Here is a 14,401-nt window from a genome sequence, read left to right as displayed (position 1 = left end):
TACAAGCCGCGGTTTCGCGTTACGGACGTCTGGAATCGCCCGGTCTTAAATGCTGCCTGGTGCTCGCCATATTTGCGGATGGCGAGCGCCAAGGAGATACCTGCCTCGGAGGGGACTGCGATGAAACGGCGTGCGGGAGGTGTTGGAGTAGTGGGGGGCGGTGGCCGTTGTGAGGGTCCTGGCAGTACGACGAACCTGGGACCTGTCCAATGAGCAGGTATTCGAAGCGCACTGCGCTTATCACGCGTGGAACTGCATGTCTATCGTCCCGTTCCCGGCTGGGCACTTTCCTATGTTCCCAGGAGTTCATCGAGACTAGTAGAGATCGTGGGCCGGATCCTGCTGGCAAGGCAATGCCGGCATCAGGTCGGACCGATTTCTGTTTGAGGAACCCGGTCTTGCTGGATGCTGGGAGGTCCGCGATGCGTGCTTACCGGCTTGCGGCGTGAGCGACGGGTCGATAGTCGAGCGATCTGAGGAGAACGGAATGAACATCCTGGAACTGGCGGGGAATGCCGGAATGCTAGTCGTACTTGATGGCAGGATCGGTTGCACCGACTACCGAAGCGTCCATGGAACCCTGGATGCGTTTCAGCGTTTTGTTCATGCGTTGGAGTCCGCATTGATGAATGGTGAGGAATCCGATTGGTCTCGGTGTCGGGGAGGCCTGTGCGCGGAATCTTCGTCATCCTGAAAACATGATGCCGGAGCGCCACCAGGGAGGCCCTCACGCTGACCTGGAATGCGCATATGAGCGCTGGCCATGAAACCGGAGCGGGTGCAGGACATGCTAATTCCGGATCGTGAGCAAGCTCGATTGAGTGGAGCGACTGATGAAGGTTTCCGCAATCTACGCATGGGTAACGGTGCTTACTGCTATCGCCGCGGGGCTCGCTTCGGGCTCGTCCTACGCCTACGCGCTCGATCCGCAACTCGACTGTAGATCGAACGCACACGCGTTCATCGCCCCGCTGCTAAAGAGCCAGTATATCGATCCGAATCCGATGCGCGTCGAAGCAAACTCGGTCAACGCATTTCGACCGGCGCACGGCAGCAAGTTGACGGCATTTGGCTTTCCCGTCTACGCCGTCCTAGGGTATGAACACGACGATGCACTGTTCAAACGCGGAGATGGCCGGCCCGTCCCGGACTCAGCCTATGGGGTGGTAGTAATCGGCCCCACCGAGTCAGTAGAAGCGCACGCGCGCAAGACCGGCAGCGGCGCTGTCATTCATCAGGTTGTCCCCCTCTTGCTAACGGCCATTTTCTGCAGCGGACCGTGACGCGCCCAGCGATGCCGTCATGCATGCAGTGGGATGGCGTTGTTACATGAGTGTTTGCGTCGCCGTAGTGCAATCAATGGGCCTTCCGGCGTGGTCGACTTGACGTGGGCCGCATGAGTTCTGCAGATAACGTATGGCATCCTAATTAATGTTCACGGTTGGCGGCTTCGACAATTGTCCGCCGCTGCCAGGCGGTGAGTCGCGCCTCAAGTTCGTTTCGATGGCACGATGCGTTCATCCGGTGTCTGGGTAATGCGAAGTGCTGACGGAACGGTCCGACCGCAACGCCTGCGTGCGCTGCGATGCGGAATCCTTTCATGCGTGTGATACAGGGATTCTGCTTTCTTCATCCAGACATCTTACCCGAGCGCCTTCTCAACCTGACAGCGCCGTCTCGGCCGCGCGCAACCGGGCCGCTGACGCAGAAGCCGGTGACTGCTTCGCTTGTCGAAAATTCGAGGAATGCCGCGAAAGTGGCAGGGACGTACGGCCTGTCATCGAGCTAAAGCCAACACTCGCGTAATCGCAACGTGCAAGTAATATGGATTACCAATTACATGGCAGTCAAATGCCGCAGCCCCGCGCAGGAATGACTCAACACTGCCGACGAGGCCGCGGCCACGCTAACCGGCAAGAATTGCATCGGCTAAGTTTTGCAACGAGATACGGCTAAATAGCCTGGTTTCGCGATGCTTTTTTTCACTCGTCCCCATCGTTCACGCAACTAATCTTGTAGCTAAATTTCAAGGCGCGATCAAATTTGAAGTGCAACACCTTGCTCGTGTAAGGTGTGCCAATGCAAAAAAGAAGTTACCAACAACTGCAGCCTGAAGAACGCATGGCGATTGCAAGCATGAAGCAGCAGGGTTCGAGTGTTCGGGCCATGGCCCGAACACTCGGCCGCGCAGCATCAACCGTGAGCCGCGAGCTGACCAGAAACGCGTGTTCTGCCGTGGGCTATGCGTCTGCACCGGCGCAGGCGCTCAGCACGAGCCGACGTGAGGCTGCGCGCCCGTGTCCCAAGCTGCGCCCTCAAAGCGTGTCGTGGCGCGTGGTACTCACCCTGCTGGAATGGAAGTGGTCGCCCCAGCAGATCTCAGGTACCCTCAAGCGCATGTGGCCCAACGATCCGACCCAGCACGTCTCCCACGAGACCATCTACACAGCCATCTATGCCCAGCCACGCGGTGAGCTGCGCCGCCAGCTTATCGCCTGTCTGCGCCACGGCCACAGCACGCGTATGTCACGCAAGCGGGGCACTGACCGGCGCGGCCAGATCCCCGACATGGTGAGCATCCATGTGCGCCCGCCTGAGGTCGACGACCGGGTGATGCCAGGCCATTGGGAAGGCGACTTCATCAAGGGCGCTGGCAACCAGTCTTCCGTCGGCGTGCTGGTTGAGCGCACCAGTCGCCTGGTGCTGTTGGCGAAGATGGAAGACGCCACCGCCGCCTCGGCACTGGCGGGCTTCACTGCCAAGCTGAATTCGATCGCCGCCCCTCTGCGCCAGAGCTTCACTTACGACCAGGGCAAGGAAATGACCCGCCATCAGGAACTCAGCGCCGCCACCGGCGTGCGCGTGTACTTCTGCGATCCGCACAGCCCCTGGCAACGCGGCACCTGTGAGAACACCAACGGGCTGCTGCGTCAGTACTTGCCAAAAGGCACCGACCTCTCGATCTACAGCCAGGACGACCTCGATGCCGTCGCCGACAGCCTCAACAGCCGACCGCGTGCTACGCATGCATTTCATTCGCCATTCGAGGTGTTCGAACGTATGCTCGCAACCGCTTCGATAACTTCAGCTTCCGTTCATTAACCCGCTGTTGCGCTTCACCTTTGAAACCGCCCAACTAAAGTTGTAACGCCCCGCGTGTCTTGCTACCACGTGTGCGCTTTTTCCTGCGTATGCGCCTGAGCAGGTCACTCGGCTTCCGTGCCATGACCGCTTTGGGCGCCCGGGCCGGCCATTGCGTTGCAACTTTGGTTGGAATCGCACATGGCATTACAACTTTAGTTGACGGCGTCGTCCCGGGACCGGGAACGGAGAGCACCGATGCCACAGGGGACCGGGGATAAAGGGCTTTGTCGCGGTAAGGTTCAAAGAGCGAGCGGAATCGATATGCGAAGTACTGCTTATGTTGCGATCTCGTAGAATTGGTCAGCGGCGGACGGATGGGCTCCGCGAGCACATTTCATCTGTCCTTTGGCGATCATGTGCATAATCTCAATGCCGGCCAGAAGGATCCGGGCACAGCGAAAGGTCTTGAACCCCAGCATGGGCCGCGTTCGTCGCTTGATCGCCCGATGATCCTGCTCGACCAGGTTATTGAGATATTTGGACTGGCGGATCCTGATGGGCGCTTCACGACCAGCATTGATCGCTTCGAGCGCGGCGAGATTGGCGCCGCTTTTGTCGATGGTTACCGTCTCGGGTATATCGTTCTGGGCGATCGATTTCTCAAAGTAACGCCGGGCCGCAGTCTTGTCCCGATGCGTGCGTAGCAGAAAGTCAATGGTGTTGCCGTCCTTGTCGACGGCCCGGTAAAGGGCGGATTCAACCGGTCCCCCTTGACGCGGATGTACGTTTCGTCCATCCGCCAGCTCTTACCCACGGGGCGCTTGCGGCGGCGAAACGCTTTCTCCAGCACCGGCAACACCTTGATGGCCCAGCGGTGCACAGTCGAATGATCGACCGAAACGCCGCGCTCAGCCGTCATGTCTTCAAGGTGCCGTAGGCTCAGCGGATAAGCCACGTACCAGCGCACGCAAGTCAGCATCACGTCGAGCGGATAGTGCAGGCGTTTGAGCACTCGGGCCATCGCCGGATTCATCGTCTTCATCGAGCTTTCAGTCGTCCGTGTCGTTCCGCCCATCATAGCGGACCGCCTTACTGCAACAGAACCGCCTTGGCGTACGCGATGGCGAATTTGAGCGCGGCCTTCTCCGAGGCAAAATAGGCGAGTATGCCGAATGCGCTGCGCTTTCCGGTCGGGCTGGTGACAAACGCGCTTGCCGCATACCCTGGCACCGACATCGAGGGGAGAGGCACGATGACGTGTTCTTTGTGATGGATTGGCTTGGACTCCATGCCGTGCCTCGGGTATATGCGATGTGTCAGTCTGAAACGTCGCAGCGCTTCGTTATGTTCGGAATGTTACGTTCGCGGGCAATCCCGACCGTCAATGAATTGGATTTCTGTTGCTCGGAAACGCCCAGGCCGGACCACAATAATTTCCGCGCCCTCTCGACAGCGGCATCGTGTCCGAATGGGCACAGGCGAGCCATCTTGTCTCTGGACAACATCTGAAGAAACCCGTCTTGCACAGAGGGTGGAAGGGCCATCAGGAACTCCAGCTTAATGGGTGTGAACAGTCGATGGTAATGCGGCTGCGGCATTCCATCAGGGCGAGTGCGGGAAAAAGCTAATGTCTAGCGACTGCCGCCTCACAAAGCTCACTCGTGAGATTGCCGTCTGGGTGAGGTCAGGTCTGTTTTCTCGAGCAGCGCATCGAAGGCTTCCCGCGCGTCCTTCAGTTCCTGCATGGCCGCCGCGAATCTGGCCAATGCCAAGGTCGTTGGTTGCTTACGTGGGTCTCCTGCGTAGTGCGCTTCCAGCCGTAGTGACGCGGCTTGTACTTCTCGCGCGGCGGTCACCACGCGCTCGAGGGCGCGTGCCTCCGCCGAGACCTTTTTCGCTTTCATCGTCGTTGTTTCCTGGGGACCGGGCGCGACCACCGTCCGGACGCTTCGGTTGGCGTTTGGCGTTGCTTCCCTGAGGCTGCCTGCATTGGAAGCACGCAATGCGCCGACTCTAAAAGATGCGTCGGATTTAATCGGTGCGAGACGTCACAGACGGTCGCCGCTGGAGCCGCGTCATCGGTCCGCAAAGTCTGCTGCCGACAATACTATCGGGGCGCCGGTCTTCTTGAGCAGTCTTCTTTCAACGGCTGCCGTTATGCGCTGGTGTCCGTCGGCAAATGCTTTCAATGTGCGCGCCTCGTTAGCACCGGCCGGCAACCAGAAATGCCGTTCGAGCGCGTCGCACGTGATTGAGCAGTGCACCGACTGGTTGCGAAAAGATGCAGCGAAAGCAACCACTTTTCCGTCTGAAGAAACGCAGGGTTCCGCGGTGAGGGTGTCGTCCATAGATGTATAGATTCCTTATTGACTCGAACGCGGGGTAGCCGCCGAGAGCACCCGCTGGCATACCCGGTCAATAATAAATCAGACGGCCCCCGGGGTTGACCGCTGTCGAGTCCTTTCGTTATGCGGAAGCGTCACCGCAGCCCATAGGGTAGCGGGCGCAGTGCAGTCAGGATGGTTCGCAGCGGCGCCTGTCCCGAACGATAGCCCGAGACTTTTTTCCCTTGTAGTTGCATCTGCAACCAACTCGCGACTTCGATGGCGTGCAATAGAAACTCCGAAGTGGCTATCGATGAGGCGAGTTCCGCCTGGATGTGCGAGCCCTCCGCGGGTTTGCCTAACTCATCGCCTGTTCCGGACTGGAGACGGATATTTCAGGCGGGAATGCATCGATGCTTTCCAGCAGTCTCTGCAGTCGTTGTTGCTGGTCCGGTGAAAGTCCCTGCGTCGCAAGTGCCTGAAGCACGCGCCCGCGCCAGTAAGTTCTGGTGAATAGAGACTCCGCTCCTTCCGCGCCCAGCACCTGCTCGAGATGGGCAATCGCGGGGTCGATATTACGGAATGTGTAGGGACTCACGCCCGTCGGGTTTCTGTCAGTGAAGGTCATTGCGTGCGCTCTGATTTACCTGCTTCTGCTTTGCGCCATATGTCCGGAAAAACGGTCGCGCCCAACTTTACTGATATGAAAAATATGAAAAATAGGTCGGGATTTTGAAATCAAGCAATGCGACAAACAGACTGCTGCGATGACCCAATCACACGGCGCTAGCGCCAGCACATACTCCTGGCCCGTGGGTCCCGGGCGGGAACACCTGCCATGTGCCGTCATCGTGCCGGAAGAAAAAAAGCCCAACCGAACCTTCCGGTCGCTGTGCCTCAACGCGCACGTAACGCCTGCGGCTAGAGCCTGTGCGACTGAATCGGGTTACCCGAATCGGCGTCGCCGCAGCTGGTGTCAGCCATTTTTCAACCAGCGAACGCAGGGACCTTTCTGCCGTGTTCATCCGCTCCTCCTTCAGTCTCGTTACCGTCGGCTCGGCGTTGCCCGGTTGCACAAGCCTCGATGTACCTGCGGCCTCGAAGAATGTGGTTGCTTCGCGTGATGGATGCCGGACGAAATCAAACGAAGCTACGGCAGGCGACCTGCGCAACGGCGCTTGAAAATTTCTGGCGCAGGAGACGAGTTCCGCGACCGCGTGCGAGGCGCACCGGGCGCCTCGCACCGCCACAGGCGGCCACCCCGCAAGCAACGCGGGCGGGGTGCTCGCCTGAACGATTTGATAGTAGTGAGCTACGACAAAACGTGACTACTTCTCACTGGTTTCGACCGGTGCTGCAAGCTGTCGAGTCCGCTTGGCCGAGGTCAACGCCGCCGCGCTGATATTGCTCTCCGCAGTCTCTACCGCCTGCTTTGCGGCCTTGCTCGCAGCTTCATACGTCGTGTTCGCCGTCTCGCTTGCCGTGGTGATGAAGGTCTTCCACGCAGCCACGGCGTTTTCGCTTCCCGCCGGCGCGTTCTTCGCGACGCTGTCGACAAATGCCCGTGCATCGTGCTGGAACTGCTTGATTTTTGCTTCGGCGACGGCGGCGAATTCGGCTTGAGTGCTGGAGATAATTTCGTAAACGTGGCGCCAGTATGACTGTGCTTTTTCTATGGCGGGTTGAGCCCGGCCTGCCTGTTGTGCGAAAAACTCCTGCGGCGCTCCGGCCGAAAACGCCTTGACCAGGATTCCCTGATTTTCGGCGAGGCTTGATTTGACTGCTAGCATGTTCAACCCGACCAGCTTTTCGATGGCGTCAAATGATTTGGTCAGGATGCCAAATGTTGTGTCAACACCAGCTTTCTGCGCAGCGACGATTTGTTCCGGGGGAATACTGCTCATCTTTAACTCCATAGAGGATGCGGGACCAGCGTCCCAAGGTTCCGATGCACGGAATCGCGAGCTATCAGCCACCAAAAGCCACAACGTCGAGCAATTGATGCGATGCAGCAAAATCATTCTAGAGCGGCTGGGGCGAATGTCAATGACCTTTCGGCACGCATCAGGCGCGACCTAGGAGGTCGACGCCGAAAGCCTTACTGGCATTGGCGAAGATGAATTTTAAGTAGAAACCCCAGCAGTCAACCGGTACAGGCTTCCCACATATTGGTGTTTACGATGACTTGTGCAGCGCCGCAGAAAATTTGTACAGTCATGCTCGTTCCGACGTTGTGCGGAGTTGTTTCCGCTCGCGCGTTCAGTTGCTGGTCGCGACGCGGTACCTACCCGGTTCGCCAGAAGGCTGGTGCACGGCGTCGTGCTTCAATGGTGGAGGCATCGAGGAAGCTAGAGGGCGAGACCGCAGCGTCCGCACCCGGCGTGAAAGCGTCATCGGCCCCATCGCCTTAACGGCGCCCTGTTTGGGCAAGGGGGACAGTGCTGGCATCGAGCTTCAACGGACGGGTGATTGCCATCGTGAGGGCGGTTCGCCACGTTTCGTAAGCGGAAAAGTCCGGCTCACCGCTTGATGTTGTGTTCGGATTTTCCAGGAACTGCTTTTCGCTTGACGCCGATGTTTGTTGCGGTAAATCGTTGTGCTACCAGACGGGACAGAATTTCGGAGTACTGACAAGGCGATGTAGGGGCGCCACATTGAGTCACGAGGTTGTCATGACGAACCAGTAACGTCACTCGACGCCGCGGACAAACCGGCGCTGAAATCTATAAAGAATAAAGCTGAGAGACCTGAGCGATGAATCGGCATCTACAAAATATTGGCCACCTCGAGCGTAGCGTCGAGGACGACCGCCTCAGGCGCGCGTTGGCCGCACAGCTTGACAGGGCATTCAAACGGGCCCGAATCAGCTCAGCCCACGCAGCGAAGAGGTTAGGCGTGAGTGAAGACGACGTGCAGTATTGGCGCAGCGGTATCACAGTGCCTCCGCTGAACGCCTGTACGCGTCTCGCCGCTGCTCTTGATCTGGATATTCACTGGCTCTGCACCGGGCAGACTCACCTCGTCTAGCGAGCATACTCGCGCGCAGCAAGTCAGGCAGTCCTCCCGTCGGTCGGGATGCCTCTTGCTGCTCCCTTCCTGCTCGGCGTCCCGTCTGCACGAACGCCGCCTGCGGGTAGTCCAGTCCACCAGGATTTACCGTTGAGTCGGGTTGCGCTTTGAAAGCTGGCAAACACAACCTCGCATCCGCTAAGGCGCGGTGCCTCGGGCATTACCAGAGGGAGCTGGCGCGAACTGCCTCGCTAATTTCGAGCACGCTGTGCGCGGAAAGCATGGCGGCAGCGATAAGGGAAACCGTTCTCCTGTTTGAGGCATCTCGCGGACGCGACGACCTGGAGCCGTTCGCGCGCGCACTTCTTGATAGGTTGGGAAAGCGTGGGAAGCCTGAAGCAGTGAAGGTGCTTCTCGACTTCATCGAGCGTGGCCGCTTGCCAGAGGCGCCACCCACTGCGCCCTCCCGCCCCATCTCTGCTCGCAGGCCCCGAAAACGTCCAGAGCTTGCACTCGCGGAACGCCAGGACGCAGAGGGCGGACTGAGCAGAAGAGTGAAAATCTCTGGCCGCGATGCCGCTGGACACGGGAGCGTCGCTCTTCGCACGGGAAAAGCAGTCATACCGAAGCCGCCACGTCGGTGTCCCGAGTGACTTAACGAGGAAAACTATTCTATTCCCTAACCGTAACAGCAACTGAGGGCAGAGCATGTCAAAGCGAATCGCTTACGTAACCGGGGGTATGGGTGGAATTGGTACTGCGATATGTCAGCGGCTTCACAAGGACGGGCTAACTGTCGTGGCCGGATGTGGACCGAACTCGCCGCGACGGGAACGGTGGTTGGCCGAGCAGGCTGAGCTTGGGTTCTCCTTCACGGCTTCAGAGGGCAATGTCAGCGACTGGGAGTCGACAGAGGCCGCTTTCGCGAAAGTGAAGAAAGCGGTCGGTGAGATTGACGTGCTGGTGAATAACGCCGGCATTACGCGGGACGGGACGTTTCGCAAGATGTCCAGGGAGAACTGGAACGATGTCATTGACACGAACCTGACGAGCCTCTTCAACGTGACCAAGCAGGTCATCGAGGGGATGGTCAGCAGGGAGTGGGGGCGAATCATCAATATCTCATCCGTGAATGGTCAGAAAGGACAGTTCGGCCAAACCAACTACGCCACAGCGAAGGCTGGCATTCACGGCTTTACGATGTCGCTCGCGCAGGAGGTAGCGACAAAGGGCATCACGGTGAATACGATCTCACCAGGCTATATCGGAACCGACATGGTTCGGGCGGTGCGCCCCGAAGTGCTGGACGCAATCATTCAGGGCATTCCGGTGCGCCGTCTTGGGGAGGCGTCGGAAATTGCGTCAATTGTCTCGTGGCTTGCCGGCGATGAATCCGGCTTTGCGACCGGTGCTGATTTTTCGCTCAACGGTGGGCTTCATATGGGTTGAGGCCTCTTTGGACGCGTGGTCCGCGCAGGTCGCTAGAGGTCCCGGCCTGCGTTTTTGACAAGGTGACGACGAGATTCAAGCCGCTTTGCGGCACGCACATTGATGGCTCAATACAGGACCAGTCGCGTCACATTAACGACCGATGTGACGCGCAGAAACGGTGTCAGCGTGGTAAGACTCTTCCTCCTGATTCGCTGCGCTGTGAAATACAGCAAACGAAAATGCGGCATTAAACTTTCGTGGAATGAATATGGCAACCGGAACAGTAAAATGGTTTAACGACGCCAAGGGCTTCGGCTTTATCACGCCGGACGACGGCGGAGAAGACCTGTTCGCCCACTTCTCTGAGGTTCAGGGCAGCGGCTTCAAATCATTGCAGGAGAATCAGAAGGTCAGCTTCGAAGTGAAGCAGGGGCCGAAGGGCAAGCAGGCTGCCAACATCAAGCCGCTGTAACAAGCCCGACACTCGTCGCGATGAATGGGCCGTAATGCGGCCGATTTCGCAAAACGTACGGACAACCAACCGGAGACCGGCATGTGCGATGTGCCGCATATCGAACCCTCGTCCTACCAGGGTGATATGACTTCTCGTGTCAATATGATCGGTTCTGTGTTTTCGATGTTTGAATTTCCTGAGGGCGACGTAGCAGTAAATCTCGACGGTGGATCAAGCTGATATCCGCGGATTGGCTACCGCATTACAGATGTCCGCCCAATGAGCCTTCCGCTACCTACCACCGCAATTCGGATGAGATCCGTTGCCTACCCTGGTCGCGGGTTACTCGTGTGCCGGGCTACGCCGCCTTCAGGAAACTCCTGCACGTGTCGTTACGGTGGATGCAGACGCAGGGCATTGCTGTACATCATGGCATCTGTGTCTCGCGCGGTATGGCCAGCGACAAGGAGAGCCGGCAGATGTCCCAGATGAATCCGCTGAGTTCACGGGCAACTGCGACTACGGCCGATATTCTTCTGCTTGCCGCGCGCGACGAGTTTGCGATAGCGTCGGCACAAGCGCACCTGTGCGTCCCAGGCTCGATCTACAATCGGTTTAGGCAGACCTTCGTGACGACGCTGAATATCGGGGCTCACACGCGCAGGGTGGCGATAGCTCCATGCAGCTTCAACTAGCAGCTTTCTTGCATAACTGTTGCCGCTTTTAGTGATGCTGCCCTGACGACGCTTGCCGCCCGATGAGTGCTCGGACGGCGTCACCCCGAGCCACGCCATCAACTGGCGTGGGTGCACGAAGCGTGAGAGATCGCCCAGCTCGGCGAGCATGCCCACTGCCGTGGTGAACTGGACACCGCGCATTGCCTGCAGGCCCAGGACGGCGGGATAGAAGCGCCAGTTGACGACTGCCTCACGCAGCGCGGACTCCAGCCGGTCACATTGGGCGAGCCGGTCTTCGATCGCGCGACGTAGCTCTTCAAACGCAAACTGCTGCCACGCACTGTCGAAGCTGTATGCGCTCAGCCAGCGTCGGTGCGCCGGCCCCCAGTCGGCAGAGCCGGTGTAGCGCACGCCGTGCGACAGCAGAAAGGCTTTTACCCGTTGCCGTGCACGCTTGAGGTCGTCCTTGGCAATCACCCATGCGCGGGCCAGATCCCGGAATGCTTCATCGTCGATGCTGGGGACGTATACGGCCGACAGGTCGCCGGCACGCAGCGATCGGACGAGCTTGACGGCATCACGTCTGTCAGTCTTGATGTGCTCACCTGGCTTGCGGGGAATCAGCGAGGGCGCGCAGACCATGCACTGGAATTCTTTCTGGACAAGCTGCCGGTAAAGCCCATATCCGCACGGACCGGCTTCGTAGACGATGCTGACGCATCGCGCTTTAGATTGCAGTCTCTTGCACAACCGTTCCACGTCGGCCTGTGTAGTACCGATCTTGCCGAGCAGTTCAACCTCGCCCGAACCAATGGCATAGGCGACCGTGATCGAATCCTTATGAACATCAAGACCCACGTAAAGAGTGCTATCGTGCTCCATGCTGGCCTCCGCGTCGGAAATCGCCGGGTGCGGCACGTCCGCACCGTGCGGCTCTGACAGCAATGCTAACCCGCGTTTGATTCCGTTGCGGCAGGCCAGCCTCTGTCCCGCAGGAAGTCATACTGCCTACCCGCAAGACGTTGCGCTTTCTTGCACGCGACGCCCGAAATCCTGGCGCAGCCCTGGTTTACTGGCTGGGGGTGACGGAGCCCTCTGCGGAACCCAGCTTTTTCAACGCCATGCAAACATACGGACCGTTGATGCAGCTGGTTCTACCCGACGAACGTCCAGGCGTCTTCGTGAAACGGGACGCCGTTCAAAAAGTCCAGGATTGTGGAGTTGTAAAGCGACTCGTTTTCATGGACGAGTCATCGCTCGACGTTCGATATGGCGCCCCGTGCCGCGACCTCTTCAACGAGTGAGTGACGCTGGCGTGCCTCTGTTGTCGCGGGAGACGGATAGCGTCCGTGAATAACGGCAACGGAACGCTGATGCGACTTCGCAGCTAGCGGCGCCATTGTTCCAGGCGAGCCTTCGCTGCACGGCTGGACATGACCATCAAGCGCGCAAAGGTTACTTCCAGTCGGGTGGCCAGTTCGCTTGGCGTACTGGAACGCGACGTGACCCTTTGGTGCGCCGGAGTTATCGTTCCGAAGAGTACGGATTGTGCGCGCCTGTCTGACCTTCCCGACGTGGACGTCGCCTGACTATGCGCAGGTCAAGCGTAGACCACAGCATGTCATGACAGTTCTCATCGGACCCGAACTCACAAGTTGTCCGGCTTGTCCCGATTCACCGCCGCGCCGGAACCGCGTGCCGGGCCCCTGCCATTGACCGGCATCACGGTCGAAATGGCATGTTTGTAAACAAGTTGCACGCCTGGGCCAGACTCCAACAGCACTGCAAACTGGTCAAATCCGGCCAGTTGGCCAATCAGTCTGATACCGCTCACGAGGAACACGTTTACGGTGGTCTTGTCCTTTGCGAGCGTCTGCAGAAAATCGTCCTGTACGCATGGAGGTGCGGTCATGTTCTGGGTCAAAGCGATAGGTTCTTTGATTGTACCGGCGATACCTGAAGCCGCGAGCCAGTCCAGAGGAAGTGTGTTACCGCGACTCGAGAGCGTCGATGCATGCCTGCTCAGTATCGTTCGGATGCAGGTGGCGGTATGCGTCAAACAATTGTGAGCACAGGGTTGCCAATGCAGTGAGATTCACAGCCTGGTCTGCATACTCGACCTCGCCTGCGTTAAGGATGTCGTCGAGGACGGGAGCCAGGCGACGCAGTTGCCGGAAAGTGGCGGCGTCAAGTTTCATATTGGAACTCCTCAGCGGGCAGAACTCACCCTAAGCTGACTGCCTCAAGGCGCTGTCCGGCCCCGCAAACTTGCGGGCGTCCCCACCAGTTCAGTTAAGCACCCGCTTCGGCCTGCGACGGACACGAATCTCCGTTGACGGCTCATGTGACTCGCGGTGCTGGACGTCGTGTGGCAAGGCGGCCTCGGTGGTGCCTTCCGTTGCTGCCAATCGCATTGTATTCCGGGTCGCGACCGCCCTCAGCACTGCGCAGGTGCGGGCGCGGTTGACGCCACCCAATGTCCTATCAGCACGTCGTGTCCTGGCTCTCATCGGTTTCCTCCTGCCGCACTGCACACCGAACCTGAGAAACCACTTGAATACTAGACTGCAGGACCTCCAGTAGCAAGGAAACTGACAGCCCGCAGTGTGCGGCTGCGGACACCCGATAACGCTGCTGGCCGAGGCTCTAATTGTGCACTGCACAGTACGAATGAAGTGTTACACGTTGTTAAACCACAGGGAGAGGGTATACGCTTAGGACAATTTCCCTGCGAGACAACCATGGACACGCCCATCCTGCTGGACCGCAACGGATTGCTTGCCGCATGGCATCGTCTTGTCACGACGGCACAACATGCCGCGCGCGACCGGTACGAGTTAACCGGGTTCGGCGAGGTGGTGGCGAATGGTTGCCCGTCGGGGACGCGCCAGCTGACCTTCACAGACATTTACTGTCAGCTGGCCGAACAGATGGGGCACCTTGCCGCCATGGCAGTGCCCGTGGTGACGCCATCGTTTGGTATCAGGGTCCCGGACGTGGTATGGATGGCGCCCGAAAAATGGGAAGGTCTTGACGGTGATACCCCCGTGCCGTTTGTACCCGACCTTTGCGTAGAAGTGCTGCTCGATAGCGACCGGCAGCGCGAGATGAACCGTAGGGTCGCGTCGTACCTGGAAGGCGGCGCGAAGGAGGTGATTGTGGTCAGACAGGATGGGGGACTTGAATTTTGGGGAGCTGAGGGCCGACGCCACGCTTCCGTGTTCGCGATAGCACTCTCGCTCGAGCCCCTCTATTGCCAGGTCAGGGCCGTCGGCAGCCCGGTTTACGATGATTTACACCATCGAATTGCGGAAATGAACTCGACTCGGGATGTCAGACATGACTTGCAGCAGTGGGAGGCAGGCCAACGCTAATGCGCCGCTGCTGAATCGCGCGGGTATTGTCAACTTGTTGAAGGGCGC

Annotated in this window: 13 protein-coding genes and 1 pseudogene; 5 read left to right on the top strand and 9 right to left on the bottom strand. The window is 58.8% G+C overall.

Annotated elements, in window-relative coordinates; translation table 11 throughout:
* Positions 1-833: 833 nt before the first annotated feature.
* On the top strand, positions 834-1,283 hold the full coding sequence (locus tag OKW38_RS02600; RefSeq protein ID WP_429332151.1) for a hypothetical protein: 450 nt from the start codon (positions 834-836) through the stop codon (positions 1,281-1,283).
* Between the two features lie 796 nt (positions 1,284-2,079).
* Positions 2,080-3,102 carry an IS30 family transposase gene (locus OKW38_RS02595; RefSeq protein ID WP_429359862.1) on the top strand — a complete coding sequence of 341 codons (1,023 nt, stop codon included), beginning with the start codon at positions 2,080-2,082 and terminating at the stop codon, positions 3,100-3,102.
* Between the two features lie 317 nt (positions 3,103-3,419).
* Here the strand turns inward: OKW38_RS02595 and OKW38_RS02590 are convergent.
* From OKW38_RS02590 to phaP, 6 genes are all read right to left on the bottom strand, one after another.
* Positions 3,420-4,126, bottom strand: a protein-coding gene (locus OKW38_RS02590) for an IS6 family transposase (protein ID WP_429359861.1) whose coding sequence is annotated in 2 segments (ribosomal slippage) — positions 3,420-3,854 and positions 3,857-4,126 — 705 coding nt in all. Because the reading frame shifts where the segments join, the coding sequence is not laid out codon by codon here.
* Between the two features lie 47 nt (positions 4,127-4,173).
* A complete protein-coding gene (locus OKW38_RS02585; RefSeq protein ID WP_090812531.1) occupies positions 4,174-4,374 on the bottom strand; it encodes a hypothetical protein in 201 nt (66 codons plus the stop codon).
* Between the two features lie 365 nt (positions 4,375-4,739).
* The gene (locus tag OKW38_RS02580; RefSeq protein WP_429332153.1) at positions 4,740-4,988 is read right to left on the bottom strand and encodes a hypothetical protein; all 249 of its coding nucleotides are present in this window, start codon (positions 4,986-4,988) and stop codon (positions 4,740-4,742) included.
* Positions 4,989-5,159: 171 nt separating this feature from the next.
* Entirely contained in the window at positions 5,160-5,432 is a 273-nt protein-coding gene (locus OKW38_RS02575; protein ID WP_429332154.1) for a DUF1488 family protein, read from the bottom strand.
* Positions 5,433-5,766: 334 nt separating this feature from the next.
* Positions 5,767-6,036 (bottom strand): hypothetical protein, encoded by a 270-nt coding sequence (locus tag OKW38_RS02570; RefSeq protein ID WP_429359859.1) that lies wholly within the window; start codon positions 6,034-6,036, stop codon positions 5,767-5,769.
* 700 nt (positions 6,037-6,736) lie between these two features.
* Positions 6,737-7,312, bottom strand: a complete 576-nt coding sequence (gene phaP, locus OKW38_RS02565) for a TIGR01841 family phasin (RefSeq protein ID WP_429359857.1) — start codon at positions 7,310-7,312, stop codon at positions 6,737-6,739.
* Positions 7,313-9,125: 1,813 nt separating this feature from the next.
* Here phaP and OKW38_RS02560 point away from each other — a divergent pair.
* Positions 9,126-9,866: a 3-ketoacyl-ACP reductase gene (locus OKW38_RS02560; RefSeq protein ID WP_429359855.1), complete on the top strand. Its 741-nt coding sequence runs from the start codon at positions 9,126-9,128 to the stop codon at positions 9,864-9,866.
* A 250-nt stretch (positions 9,867-10,116) separates the two neighbouring features.
* Positions 10,117-10,320, top strand: coding sequence for a cold-shock protein (locus OKW38_RS02555; RefSeq protein WP_137333051.1), 204 nt, complete (start codon positions 10,117-10,119; stop codon positions 10,318-10,320).
* A 409-nt stretch (positions 10,321-10,729) separates the two neighbouring features.
* Here OKW38_RS02555 and OKW38_RS02550 read toward each other — a convergent pair.
* The 3 genes and pseudogenes from OKW38_RS02550 to OKW38_RS02540 all read right to left on the bottom strand — a co-directional run bounded on the left by OKW38_RS02550 (position 10,730) and on the right by OKW38_RS02540 (position 13,177).
* Positions 10,730-11,861: pseudogene (locus OKW38_RS02550) on the bottom strand (IS110 family transposase).
* Between the two features lie 766 nt (positions 11,862-12,627).
* Entirely contained in the window at positions 12,628-12,891 is a 264-nt protein-coding gene (hfq, locus tag OKW38_RS02545; protein WP_429332158.1) for an RNA chaperone Hfq, read from the bottom strand.
* Between the two features lie 76 nt (positions 12,892-12,967).
* The gene (locus tag OKW38_RS02540; protein ID WP_429332159.1) at positions 12,968-13,177 is read right to left on the bottom strand and encodes a hypothetical protein; all 210 of its coding nucleotides are present in this window, start codon (positions 13,175-13,177) and stop codon (positions 12,968-12,970) included.
* 543 nt (positions 13,178-13,720) lie between these two features.
* Between OKW38_RS02540 and OKW38_RS02535 the strand changes: the two genes are divergently transcribed.
* The gene (locus OKW38_RS02535; protein WP_429332160.1) at positions 13,721-14,353 is read left to right on the top strand and encodes a Uma2 family endonuclease; all 633 of its coding nucleotides are present in this window, start codon (positions 13,721-13,723) and stop codon (positions 14,351-14,353) included.
* Positions 14,354-14,401 lie beyond the last annotated feature (48 nt).

This window comes from Paraburkholderia sp. MM5496-R1 (assembly GCF_050436205.1).
Classification (GTDB): Bacteria; Pseudomonadota; Gammaproteobacteria; order Burkholderiales; family Burkholderiaceae; genus Paraburkholderia; species Paraburkholderia tuberum.
Note: the sequence above shows the minus strand (reverse complement) of the source record. Positions and strands in the feature narration are given on the sequence as shown.

Bases quoted from the DNA above. Each gene is read 5' to 3' on its own strand.
- OKW38_RS02580 (WP_429332153.1), bottom strand. From the start codon at position 4,988: ATGAAAGCGAAAAAGGTCTCGGCGGAGGCACGCGCCCTCGAGCGCGTG.
- phaP (WP_429359857.1), bottom strand. From the start codon at position 7,312: ATGAGCAGTATTCCCCCGGAACAAATCGTCGCTGCGCAGAAAGCTGGT.
- OKW38_RS02560 (WP_429359855.1), top strand. From the start codon at position 9,126: ATGTCAAAGCGAATCGCTTACGTAACCGGGGGTATGGGTGGAATTGGT.
- OKW38_RS02595 (WP_429359862.1), top strand. From the start codon at position 2,080: ATGCAAAAAAGAAGTTACCAACAACTGCAGCCTGAAGAACGCATGGCG.
- OKW38_RS02575 (WP_429332154.1), bottom strand. From the start codon at position 5,432: ATGGACGACACCCTCACCGCGGAACCCTGCGTTTCTTCAGACGGAAAA.
- OKW38_RS02535 (WP_429332160.1), top strand. From the start codon at position 13,721: ATGGACACGCCCATCCTGCTGGACCGCAACGGATTGCTTGCCGCATGG.
- OKW38_RS02570 (WP_429359859.1), bottom strand. From the start codon at position 6,036: ATGACCTTCACTGACAGAAACCCGACGGGCGTGAGTCCCTACACATTC.
- OKW38_RS02555 (WP_137333051.1), top strand. From the start codon at position 10,117: ATGGCAACCGGAACAGTAAAATGGTTTAACGACGCCAAGGGCTTCGGC.
- hfq (WP_429332158.1), bottom strand. From the start codon at position 12,891: ATGACCGCACCTCCATGCGTACAGGACGATTTTCTGCAGACGCTCGCA.
- OKW38_RS02600 (WP_429332151.1), top strand. From the start codon at position 834: ATGAAGGTTTCCGCAATCTACGCATGGGTAACGGTGCTTACTGCTATC.
- OKW38_RS02585 (WP_090812531.1), bottom strand. From the start codon at position 4,374: ATGGAGTCCAAGCCAATCCATCACAAAGAACACGTCATCGTGCCTCTC.
- OKW38_RS02540 (WP_429332159.1), bottom strand. From the start codon at position 13,177: ATGAAACTTGACGCCGCCACTTTCCGGCAACTGCGTCGCCTGGCTCCC.